Annotated in this window: 9 protein-coding genes and 2 pseudogenes (1 of these 11 cut by a window edge); 8 read left to right on the top strand and 3 right to left on the bottom strand. The window is 65.0% G+C overall.

All coding sequences use genetic code 11. From position 1 onward, the window contains the following. Window positions 1-413, top strand: a pseudogene (locus B2V21_RS17755) (methyl-accepting chemotaxis protein); it begins 1,163 nt to the left of the window's first position. Between the two features lie 33 nt (window positions 414-446). Here the strand turns inward: B2V21_RS17755 and B2V21_RS17750 are convergent. Beyond that, window positions 447-1,220 (bottom strand): CHAD domain-containing protein, encoded by a 774-nt coding sequence (locus tag B2V21_RS17750; protein WP_286917553.1) that lies wholly within the window; start codon window positions 1,218-1,220, stop codon window positions 447-449. Between the two features lie 244 nt (window positions 1,221-1,464). Between B2V21_RS17750 and B2V21_RS17745 the strand changes: the two genes are divergently transcribed. The 3 genes from B2V21_RS17745 (at window position 1,465) to B2V21_RS17735 (ending at window position 5,618) form a co-directional block, all read left to right on the top strand. Then, the gene (locus tag B2V21_RS17745; protein ID WP_286917552.1) at window positions 1,465-3,435 is read left to right on the top strand and encodes a BCCT family transporter; all 1,971 of its coding nucleotides are present in this window, start codon (window positions 1,465-1,467) and stop codon (window positions 3,433-3,435) included. 78 nt (window positions 3,436-3,513) lie between these two features. Continuing rightward, entirely contained in the window at window positions 3,514-3,894 is a 381-nt protein-coding gene (locus tag B2V21_RS17740; protein ID WP_049859038.1) for a RidA family protein, read from the top strand. Window positions 3,895-3,911: 17 nt separating this feature from the next. After that, entirely contained in the window at window positions 3,912-5,618 is a 1,707-nt protein-coding gene (locus B2V21_RS17735; RefSeq protein ID WP_286917551.1) for an amidase, read from the top strand. A gap of 38 nt (window positions 5,619-5,656) precedes the next feature. Here B2V21_RS17735 and B2V21_RS17730 read toward each other — a convergent pair whose 3' ends face one another. Continuing rightward, window positions 5,657-6,583, bottom strand: coding sequence for a DNA-3-methyladenine glycosylase family protein (locus tag B2V21_RS17730; protein WP_286917550.1), 927 nt, complete (start codon window positions 6,581-6,583; stop codon window positions 5,657-5,659). A 462-nt stretch (window positions 6,584-7,045) separates the two neighbouring features. Then, on the bottom strand, window positions 7,046-8,248 hold the full coding sequence (locus B2V21_RS17725) for an MFS transporter (protein WP_286917549.1): 1,203 nt from the start codon (window positions 8,246-8,248) through the stop codon (window positions 7,046-7,048). Between the two features lie 108 nt (window positions 8,249-8,356). Here B2V21_RS17725 and B2V21_RS17720 point away from each other — a divergent pair, with 108 nt between their 5' ends. The 4 genes and pseudogenes from B2V21_RS17720 to pepN all read left to right on the top strand — a co-directional run. After that, window positions 8,357-9,280 (top strand): LysR family transcriptional regulator, encoded by a 924-nt coding sequence (locus B2V21_RS17720; protein ID WP_286917548.1) that lies wholly within the window; start codon window positions 8,357-8,359, stop codon window positions 9,278-9,280. A gap of 72 nt (window positions 9,281-9,352) precedes the next feature. Continuing rightward, entirely contained in the window at window positions 9,353-9,613 is a 261-nt protein-coding gene (locus B2V21_RS17715) for a YeaC family protein (RefSeq protein ID WP_043187898.1), read from the top strand. A 26-nt stretch (window positions 9,614-9,639) separates the two neighbouring features. After that, window positions 9,640-10,470 carry a DUF2797 domain-containing protein gene (locus B2V21_RS17710; protein ID WP_286917557.1) on the top strand — a complete coding sequence of 277 codons (831 nt, stop codon included), beginning with the start codon at window positions 9,640-9,642 and terminating at the stop codon, window positions 10,468-10,470. 12 nt (window positions 10,471-10,482) lie between these two features. Beyond that, window positions 10,483-11,290 (top strand): annotated as a pseudogene (gene pepN, locus B2V21_RS17705) (aminopeptidase N); the annotation flags it as partial.

Genomic DNA, 11,290 nt, shown 5'->3' with positions numbered 1-11,290 from the left:
TCGCCGTGGTCGCCGACGAGGTGCGCACCCTGGCGCAGCGTACCGCGGCCTCGACCCTGGAAATCCATCAGATCATCGACACCGTGCAGACCGGCGCAGTGAACGCGGTGCAAGCCATCGAAAATGGCCAGCAACGCAGCGATCAGGGTGTCGAGCAGGTGGTGGAAGCAGGGCAGACACTGACCCGCATCACCCAGTCGATCGAGGCGATCAGGGACATGAACCGGCAGATCGCAACGGCCGCCGAAGAGCAGAACGCGGTGGTCGACGACATCGCCCAGAACCTGGTCGAAATCACCGCCATCGCCACCACCAACCAGGCCAACGTCGACCGTACCCAGAGCGCCAGCGGCCACCTGCATCAACTGTCGACGGAACTGGGGCAGGTCACGGCGCGCATCAAGGCGGCGTGACCCGCGCGCCGTCCGGCCACCGCGTGGCTGCCCTCAGCGCTTGCTGCGCTTGGGCAGCAGACGCGCCAGGGTGTCGAGCTCGGCCTCGGCCCGCTCGAGTTCGGCGGCCGAGTCTTCGGCCCAGACCTGCGCCAGCGGTTGCAGATCGGCTTCGACCTTGGCCTTGAGGCACCATTGATGGTGGTCATGCCACGAGCCCAGCGCCGACTGCACGGCCTTGAGCGATTTTTCCGCCTTGGATGACAGCGGAGAAAGGTCGGCGAAGGCCTGGGTCAGGTAGCGCGTGCGTTTGACCAGGATGCGCAGTTCGTGCCGATCGAACTTGGCATCCTTGAGCGCGCGGCGCAGTTTGTCGACGTGCTTGTTCAGGGTCTTCACCACCCTCTTTTCGAAGTGTTTTGAATCCAGGCCCGGCTCACTGGCGCGGAACGCGGCGGGCCATCCGTCCAGCGCCGTGAACAAGGCCTGCAGGGTGGCATGCTCGGCGATCAGTTGGTGCTCCAGTTCCAGGCGCGCCCGGCGGCTGTCGGCGGCACCGCCCATGCCACGCTTTTCCAGTTCCTGGGCCATCACTTCCAGGTCGCGGGTAGGGGTCGTGAGTTGTCCCACGGCCTTGGCCGCCGCCAGCAGCGGGCCCATGGCCGGTTCCGCACGCACCGGGATCAGCAGGCTGCGGATGCGCCGCACGGCGATACGCAGGTCGTGCAGTGCTTCGGCATCCGCCGCGCCTTCCAGACGAGCCCGCGCATGAAAGAGCGCCACCTCCAGCGCGATGATCTCTTTCACATAAGTGTCGACGAATGCCATGGATCCTCCGGTTGGTGGTCGAGCGGTTGATGATCGAAGAACAGGTTGCAGCGTCACTGATAGACAGAGCGCCACCGGCAATCGTGCCGGCCTCGCCGCGCGAATATGTGAGCAAATACATCCAGACACATAATCGGTCCATCAAAGGCGAACTGGACGAAGCGTGTTGGTAAACCCCAGCCGCGCAGTGCGGTCACAGCTAGCCACACACCCACTGCTGCACCGTCCCATCAGGAGCTTTTCAATGACTGTGAAGTCAGACCCCGTCGAGGCCTCGACACTCAATCCGCCGGTCTTCTGGATATCGGCCATCCTGCTGCTCTTGCTGGTGCTGTTCGCCAGCCTGATGCCCCAACAGGCGCAAACCCTGTTCGCCCATGTGCAGGATTGGATCTTCACCAACGTCAGCTGGTTCTACATTCTCGCCGTGGCGGTGATCCTGGGCACCGTGGTGTTCCTGGGCGTCAGCCGCTACGGTGACATCAATCTGGGCCCGGACCACAGCACGCCCGACTACAGCAGCATGACCTGGTTCGCCATGCTGTTCTCGGCGGGCATGGGCATCGGTCTGATGTTCTTCGGCGTCGCCGAGCCGGTCATGCACTTCCTCAATCCGCCCTACGGCGAGGGCGACACCGTTGCCGCCGCGGGTGAGGCGATGCGCATCACCTTCTTCCATTGGGGCCTGCACGCCTGGGCCATCTACGCCATCGTCGCCTTGATCCTGGCCTATTTCAGCTTCCGCCACGGCCTGCCGCTGACCCTGCGTTCGGCCCTCTATCCGCTGATCGGCGAGCGCATCTATGGCCCCATCGGGCATGCCGTGGACATTTTCGCCATCATCGGCACGGTACTTGGGGTGGCCACTTCGCTGGGCTTCGGTGTGGCGCAGATCAACACCGGCCTCAACGCGCTGTTCGGCATTCCGGTATCGATCCCGATCCAGATCGCCCTGATCATCGGCACCACCGCGTTGGCCACGCTGTCGGTGGTGTCCGGGCTGGACAAGGGCATCCGCCGGCTGTCCGAGCTCAACCTGGGCCTGGCGGTCCTGCTCATGGCGATGGTCATGATCCTCGGCCCCACCGTGTTGATCCTGCAGACGTTCGTGCAGAACACCGGTGGCTACCTCAGCGAGATCGTCAGCCGCACCCTCAACCTCAACGCCTACCAGCCCACCGACTGGATCGGCGGCTGGACCCTGTTCTACTGGGGCTGGTGGCTGGCCTGGTCGCCGTTCGTGGGGCTGTTCATCGCGCGCATCTCGCGCGGTCGTACCATCCGCGAATTCGTCACCGGGGTGCTGCTGGTGCCCACCGCTTTCACCCTGCTGTGGATGACCGTGTTCGGTAACACCGCCATTCACATGATTCTCGAGCAGGGCATGACCGACCTGGGCATGGCCGTGGACAAGGACACGTCGCTGGCGCTGTTCGCGTTTCTCCAGCACTTTCCGTTCTCTGGCGTGATCAGCGCCCTGGCGATCATCATGGTGGTGGTGTTTTTCGTTACCTCGGCCGACTCCGGCGCGATGGTGGTGGACATGCTCGCCTCCGGTGGGTCGGAAAATACCCCGGTGCGCCAGCGCATTTTCTGGGCCTCGAGCATGGGCCTGGTGGCCATCGCGCTATTGCTGGCCGACGGCCTCAAGGCGTTGCAAACGGCGACCATCGCCAGTGCGCTACCCTTTACCCTGGCGCTGCTGCTGAGCATGCGCGGCCTGCTCAAGGCGCTCAAGCTGGACGCCACCAAGCGCGGCCTGCGCCATCAGGCCCTGGCGATTTCCCCGAGCACGCCACGCGCTGGTGGGAACTGGCAGCGTCGTCTGCGCACCCTGGCCATGTTCCCGCGACGTGCCCATGTGGTGCGCTTCATCGAGGAAGTGGCCCGCCCGGCCTGCCTCAGCGTCGCCGAGGAATGGCGCCTGCAGGGTTATGATTGCACGGTGGAAGACGGCGAGGAGGGCGGTGTGCGCCTGAGTGTCGGCCCGACCGACGATGCCTTCATCTATGAAATCCGGCCCCATGCCTATGCCACCCCAAGCTTCGTCATGAGCGGACCCACCGGCGAGGAGCGCAAGTATTTCCGCGCCGAAGTGCACCTGCGCGAAGGGGGGCAGGACCACGACGTCATGGGCTGGTCGCGCGACGAGGTGATCGGCGACATCCTCGATCACTACGAGCGGCACATGCACTTCCTGCACCTGGTGGGCTGACGGGCTCGCCGTTTCAATTTGCAATGGCTGGGCTGTAACATGCCCGCCATTGCCCATCATTGACCTCAGGAGCTTCCCATGGCCCATTCAGACATCACCTTTGTGCCGGACCCTGACCCGGAGTCGATTTCCTCGGACGTCGCAGGCTTCGGCGGCCTGCTGGTGACCACTCAGATTCCGACCCGCGCCGACGGCAGCCTGGAACTGGGCAGCATCACTGAGCAGAGCGAATGCACGCTGCAGGCGCTGAAAGTGGCGCTGGAAGCGGCCGGCAGTTCGCTGGATCGCGTCCTGCACCTGACCATCTACCTGACCGACATGGCTGACCGCCCGGCCTTCAACGAGGTCTACCAGCGTTTCTTCGCCAAGCCCTGGCCGGTGCGTGCCGCCGTAGGTATCACTGCGCTGGCCGCCCCCGGCATGCGTGTCGAAGTCACCGCCATGGCCGCCAAGGGCTGATCGTGCAGGAGAGCAGCATGATCGAAGTCACCGAGGTTTCCATCGCCCAACTGCGCGCGGCTCTGGAGAGCGGACAGACAACGGCGGTCGAACTGGTCCAGGCTTACCTGGAACGCATTGCGGCCTATGACGGCGCCGACACGGCCACCGCGCTGAACGCCGTGGTGGTGCCCAATCTCTCGGCCCTGGCCGAAGCCGAGGCGGCCGACGCACGGCGCGCGAGCGGCCAGACCCTGGGGCCGCTCGATGGCATTCCCTACACGGCCAAGGACAGCTACCTGGTCAAGGGCCTGACCGCGGCTTCCGGCAGTCCGGCCTTTGCCGGGCTGGTCGCCCAGCGCGACGCGTTCACCGTCGAGCGCCTGCGCGCTGCCGGAGCGATCTGCCTGGGCAAGACCAACATGCCGCCCATGGCCAACGGCGGCATGCAGCGCGGCGTCTACGGCCGTGCGGAAAGTCCGTACAACGCCGAGTTCCTCACCGCGCCGTTTGCTTCCGGCTCGTCCAATGGTGCGGGCACGGCGACCGCAGCCAGCTTCGCCGCGTTCGGGCTGGCCGAAGAAACCTGGTCGAGCGGACGCGGCCCGGCGTCCAACAACGGCCTGTGCGCCTACACGCCGTCGCGCGGGATCATCTCGGTACGCGGCAACTGGCCGCTGACGCCGACCATGGATGTAGTCGTGCCCTTTGCGCGGACCATGGCCGATCTGCTGGAAATCCTCGATGTGGTGGTCGCCGACGACCCCGACACCCGTGGCGACCTGTGGCGCCTGCAACCCTGGGTGCCGATACCCAAGGTGGCCAGCGTGCGCCCGGCGTCCTATGTGCAATTGGCCGTATCGCCCGCGGCGCTGGCGGGCAAGCGTTTCGGTGTGCCGCGCATGTACATCAATGCCGACCCGCTGGCCGGCACGGCCGAGCAGCCGGGCATTGGCGGCCCAACCGGGCAGCGCATTCACACCCGTGCTTCGGTGATCGACCTCTGGCAGCAGGCCCGCCGTGCTCTCGAAGCGGCAGGTGCCGAGGTGGTCGAAGTGGACTTCCCGCTGGTCTCCAACTGCGAAGGCGATCGACCGGGTGCGCCGACCGTGTTCAACCGCGGCATCGTCGACCCGGCGTTCCTGCATCATGAATTGTGGGACCTGACCGCCTGGGCCTTCGACGACTTTCTGCGCGCCAATGGTGATCCAGCGCTGAATCGGCTGGTGGATGTCGACGGCCCGCTGATCTTCCCCCATGACCCCGGTACGCTGCCCAACCGCGAAGGCGACCTGGCCGCCGGCATGGACGAATACGTGAAGATGGCGCAGCGTGGCATTACGCCCTGGGACGAGATCGACACCCTGGCCGACGGCCTGCGCGCGTTGGAGCACACTCGCAAGATCGACCTGGAAGACTGGATGCAGGCCCTGAAGCTGGATGCGGTGGTGTTTCCCACCGTCGCCGACGTGGCTCCGGCCAAGGCTGATGTCGATCCGGCAGCAGCGGACATCGCCTGGAGCAACGGGGTGTGGGTGGCCAATGGCAATCTGGCGATCCGCCATCTGGGCGTGCCGACCGTTACCGTGCCCATGGGCCTGATGGCCGACATCGGCATGCCGGTGGGGCTGACCTTTGCCGGTCGCGCCTATGACGACACGCAGCTGTTGCGCCTGGCCGCGGCCTTCGAGGCCACCGGTCAGCGCCGGGTGATCCCGCCGCGCACGCCACCGCTGCAGCGCTGAGGTCTCGCTGAAAACGTGGCGTCTGTGGCGCCACGTTTTCAGCCACCGCGCTGGCCGTCGGTGCGGTCCATGAGCTCGTTCCAGATGTACATGACGGCGTAGGCGCGCCACGGCCGCCAGTCTTCGCTGCGCAGCCGTTGGTGCCCCAGCTTCAGCAGTTCAGGATGCTCGCGGGTGATCTCCTGCATGATCACCAGGTCGCTGCCTGGCCAGGCGTCGCGGTCGCGCCAGGCCCGCATGGCCACGTATTCGACCGTCCACGGGCCGATCCCCGGCAGCGCCAGCAGGCCCTTGCGCAGGGGTGTCAGGTCGGCACGGGTGTGTTCATCGACAAAGGCTTCGATCTGCAGCTGATCGTTGGCCACCACCGCCGCAAAGTTCTGCAACGCCGCCACCCGCTTGCTGGGCATGCCGATCCGCTCGAGATTGACGTCGGCCAAGGCGGCCGGGGTCGGAAATTGCCACGCCACCTGTGCGTGCTGGGGATGCGCCACGGCCCTCCCGGCGCGCTCGGCCAGGCGCCCGGCAATGGTTGTCGCCGCCTTGACGCTGACCTGCTGGCCGACGATGGTGCGCACGATGAGCTCGAAGGTCGACCAGGTGCCTGGCACGCGCAAGCCCGGCGTCTGCAGCAGCAGGCGGCCCAGCCAGGGATCGCCGTCGAGTGCGGCATGCAGCTGCTGCGGGTCCAGATCCAGATCGAACATTCGCCGCAGACGCGGCACCAGGGCAGGCAGGTGAACGCTGGCCGGCCCATCGACTCGCGCGATCAGGCAGTCGCGGCCCGCGTCCTGCCGGACACTGAGCAGGCCTTCGTCGCCCTGCCATTCGACGGTGCGTAGATACACGCCGTCGATGACTGTCTCGACCAACGCACTTGAGCGACCGCCGTAAAACCTGAGCAGACGCTGCCAGTCGAAGGGCGGCTTATAGAACAATTCGATGTCGGTATGGCGTGAGGGCATGGCAAAAAACTCCTTGCGGGTTCAGACCATGCATCCCCTCACTTTGCTGCATCCACCGCCGACGCCGCTCGCGCCGCTGCTACAGACACACCGCCGTACCCACCGACACCGCGATCCCTGTAGCAGCGGCGCAAGCCGCGTCCGGCCTCACCGCGTTAATCCAGACACCCTGGGTTGCCCGCCGACGCGGCTCGCGCCGCTGCTACAGATACAACGCCGTACCCACCGACACCGCGATCCCTGTAGCAGCGGCGCAAGCCGCGTCCGGCCTCACCGCGTTCATCCAGACACCCTGTGTTGCCCGCCGACGCGGCTCGCGCCGCTGCTACAGATACACCGCCGTACCCACCGACACCGCGATCCCTGTAGCAGCGGCGCAAGCCGCGTCCGGTCTCACCGCGTTCATCCAGACACCCTGCGTTGCCCGCCGACGCGGCTCGCGCCGCTGCTACACGGATGCAATTACTTCGCGGTGGCCGGGCGGTTGATCATCAGCAATGCCACGATCAACGCCAGGACCGCCATGCCGGTGGCCAGCAAACCCAGGGAGTCCAGGCCGAACTGACGGATGCCCAGGCCACCCAGAATGGCGCCCAGACCGATACCCGCATTGGCCGCCGAGATGTTCAGCGAAGCCGCCAGGGCCTGAGCCTTGGCACCGGCCTGCATGACCCGCACCTGGCAGATCGGAAACAGCGCGGTGTACGCGATGCCCCAGGCGATCAGCGCAGCGATCAACCAGGCACGCTGCTCGGCGAACGCTACGGCCGCCGTCATGCCCGCACCCAGTACCACCAGGAACACCACCATGGCGCCCAGCGGACGCTTGTCCACCATGCTGCCGCCCAGGTGATTACCCAGCATGCCCACCGCACCGAAGCCCATCAGCCACCAGCCCACCTGACCCGCTGGCACACCGCCGAGACGCTCCAGGATATCCGCCAGATAGGTGTAAGCCGTAAACATGGCGGTAAAGGTCAACACCGACAGCAGCACATGGGCCAGAAAGCGCGGCTGACGCAAGATCGCCGTCTGCTTCTCGCCGGCCGCAGCGATCGGCGAGCCTGGCAACTTCGGCATCACCAGGTGCATCAGCACGCCGATCAGCAACGACACCCCGGCCAGTACCCAGAAGCTGCCGCGCCAGCCGATCATGTCGGCGGCCACGGTGCCCAGCGGCACACCGAACACCAGGGCTGCGGAAATGCCCAGATAGACCTTGGCCACTGCCTTGCCCGATTGCCCCGGCGCAGCCAGTTGCCCTGCGGTTTCACTGGCGGTGCCCCAGAACACTGGTAGCGCCAGGGCCGGGATGAAGCGCGCGATGGCCAGCACCCAGATATTGGTGGACACTGCCGCCAACACGTTGGACGCAGCGAACACCAGCAAAATCAGGGTAAACAGCTTCTTGCGCTCGACGTGCGCCAGACGCGCCGTCAGGTAGGGTCCGAACAGCATCACGGTAAAGGCGAACAGGGTCACCACCTGGCCTGCCAGCGCAATGGAAATGTCCAGGTCGCGCGCCAGGCTGGGTAGCAGACCAACGATGAGAAACTCCGTGGTCACGATAATGAACGCCGCCACGGCCATGATCAGGATCTGTATGCCCGAGGCGGTGTTGACCGAAGCCGAGGGCACGGCTCCGGCGATAGGGGAAGAAGGCATCGAACTTAACTCCGGAAGGATTTTGCAATAGTCTATTGAAGAATCTCCGGCATATTCCGGTCATCTGGTACCTTGTGAATTGAACTGAATTCACCAATCGGAGCGGCTATGTTTTCTTCGGAGCGCCTCAAGGGCATCGATGTCTTCGTCAGCGTCGCGGACCTGGGCAGTTTCACCGCCGCCGCCGAACGCCTGAACCTCAGCAACTCGGCGGTCAGCAAAGGCGTGGCGCGCCTGGAAGCCCGGCTCGGCGTGCGGCTGTTCCAGCGCACCACGCGACGGCTGGCGTTGACCGAAGCGGGGCAGACTTTCTACCGCACCTGCACCGGCGTGCTCGCCGACCTGGAAGAAGTCGAGCTGGCGATGAGCGCCGAGCAGCATGAGCCCCATGGTCGGCTGCGCATCGACCTGCCGGCGTCCTACGGTCGGCTGCACGTGCTGCCGCTGATCCTCGAGTTCGCCGTCCAGCACCCCCGGCTGCAGCCGCACATATCCTTCTCGGACCGTTTCGTCGACCCCGCCCAGGAAGGCATCGACATCGTCGTGCGCATCGGCGGCTCGGATGCCTGGCCGAGCAACGTCGGGCGGCGCTTCTTCGGTCGCCAGCGCCTGGTGTTCTGCGCCGCGCCCGCCTACCTGCGCGAACACGGCACGCCCCAGGGCGAGCGAGAATTGGAACAGCACCGCTGCGTCGGCTATGGGCAGACCGATGGCTCGGTCTATCCCTGGTACTTCAAGGGCCGCCAGGCCGGCGACATGGAGCGGCGGATCATCCATCCCCACGTGGCGGTCGGCGATGGCGAAGGGCAGGTCATGGCGGTGCTGGCCGGGCAGGGCATCGCCCAACTGCCGACCTGGCTGGTACAGCGCCATCTGGACAGCGGCGCCCTGGTTGAGGTCTTGGCGCCACTGGCCACCGATGGCCTGGCGATGAACCTGGTGTGGCTGAAAAGCCGCGAAAGCCTGCCCAAGGTGCATGCGCTGCTGGAGTTCCTCACCGCCCGGCTGACCCCGGCAGGCACGGTTGGGTGAAGGGCCGCCGGGATTTCCCTTTACGCACCCGGCACAGCGTTTAAAATGCCAGCATCCATTGGAGGCTTCCGCATGTCGTCATTCGCCCACATGATCGAAAACATCACCCCTGATATCTACGAAAGCCTGAAGCTGGCGGTCGAGATCGGCAAATGGTCCGACGGCCGCAAGCTGACCGCCGAGCAAAAGGAACTGACCCTGCAGGCGATCATCGCCTGGGAAGCCAAGAACCTGCCCGAAGACCAGCGTACCGGCTACATGGGCCCGCAGGAATGCGCCTCGAAGTCCGCGCCGATCGAGAACATCCTGTTCAAGTCGGACTCGATCCATTGACCAGCGATCTCTTCACGCAAGACACCCTGCAAGAGCTTGGCCGCGGTTCGGCCAGCAAGATGTCCGCGCGCCTCGAAGCGCCGGTGGTGCAATACCAGCTGCGTCTGGGCGAAACCCAGATAGCCGCCAACCCCCTGATCGGCACGCGGATACGCCTGGAATTTCTCGGCGCCATCCACTGCGTCAATTGCGGCCGCAAGACCAAGACCAGTTTCAGCCAGGGCTACTGCTACCCATGTATGACCAAGCTGGCGCAGTGCGACGTGTGCATCATGGCCCCGGAAAAATGCCACTACGACGCCGGCACCTGCCGCGATCCGTCTTGGGGCGAGCAGTTCTGCATGACCGATCATGTGGTCTACCTGGCCAACTCTTCGGGGGTCAAGGTCGGTATCACCCGGGCCAGCCAGCTGCCCACCCGCTGGCTCGACCAGGGCGCGAGCCAGGCGTTGCCGATCATGCGCGTGGCGACCCGACAGCAATCGGGCCTGGTCGAAGACCTGTTCCGCTCCCAGGTGGCGGACCGCACCAACTGGCGCGCGCTGCTCAAGGGCGACGCCCCGGCGGTGGATCTGGTGGCGATCCGCGAACAATTGTTCGAGAGCTGCGCCGCTGGTATTCATATGCTCCAGGACCGCTTCGGTCTGCAGGCGATCCAGGCACTGAACGATGTCGAGCCGATCGAGATCCGCTATCCGGTGCACACTTACCCAAGCAAGATCGCCAGCTTCAACCTGGACAAGAACCCCGTCGCCGAAGGCACGTTGCTGGGCATCAAGGGTCAATACCTGATATTCGATTCCGGCGTCATCAATATTCGCAAATACACGGCTTACCAACTGGCCGTGCATCAGTAGAAGGGTTTTGGCATGCGTACCGAACAACCGAAAATGATCTACCTGAAAGACTATCAGGCGCCCGATTATCTGATCGACGAGACCCACCTGACCTTCGAGTTGTTCGACGATCACAGCCTGGTCCATGCGCAATTGGTCATGCGCCGCAACCCGGAACGCGGGGCCGGTCTGCCGCCGCTGGTGCTCGACGGCGAGTTGATGGAGCTGCTGGGCGTCAAGCTCGACGACACTGACCTGACGGCCGATCAGTACCAGCTGGCTGCGGACAGTCTGACCCTGCAACCGCGCAGCGATGTCTTCACCGTCGACACCAGCGTGCGCATCCACCCCGAAACCAACACCGCGCTGGAGGGCCTGTACAAGTCCACCGGCATGTTCTGCACCCAGTGCGAAGCCGAAGGCTTTCGCAAGATCACCTATTACCTCGACCGCCCCGACGTGATGAGCCGCTTCACCACCACGTTGATCGCCGACCAGCAGCAGTACCCGATCCTGCTCTCCAACGGCAATCCGGTCGGCAACGGCCCCCAGGAAGACGGACGGCATTGGGCGACCTGGGAAGACCCGTTCAAGAAGCCGGCCTACCTGTTCGCTCTGGTGGCGGGCGACCTGTGGTGCGTCGAAGACAGCTTCACCACCCAGAGCGGTCGCGATGTGGCGCTGCGCATCTATGTCGAGCCGGAAAATATCGACAAGTGCGCCCACGCCATGACCAGCCTGAAGAAATCCATGCGCTGGGACGAAGAGGCCTACGGCCAGGAGTGCTCCCTGGGCATCTTCATGATCGTCGCGGTCAACGACTTCAACATGGGCGCCATGG

This window comes from Pseudomonas sp. UBA6276 (assembly GCF_002438365.1).
GTDB lineage: Bacteria > Pseudomonadota > Gammaproteobacteria > Pseudomonadales > Pseudomonadaceae > Aquipseudomonas > Aquipseudomonas coleopterorum.
This window is presented reverse-complemented; position numbering and strand designations above follow the sequence as displayed.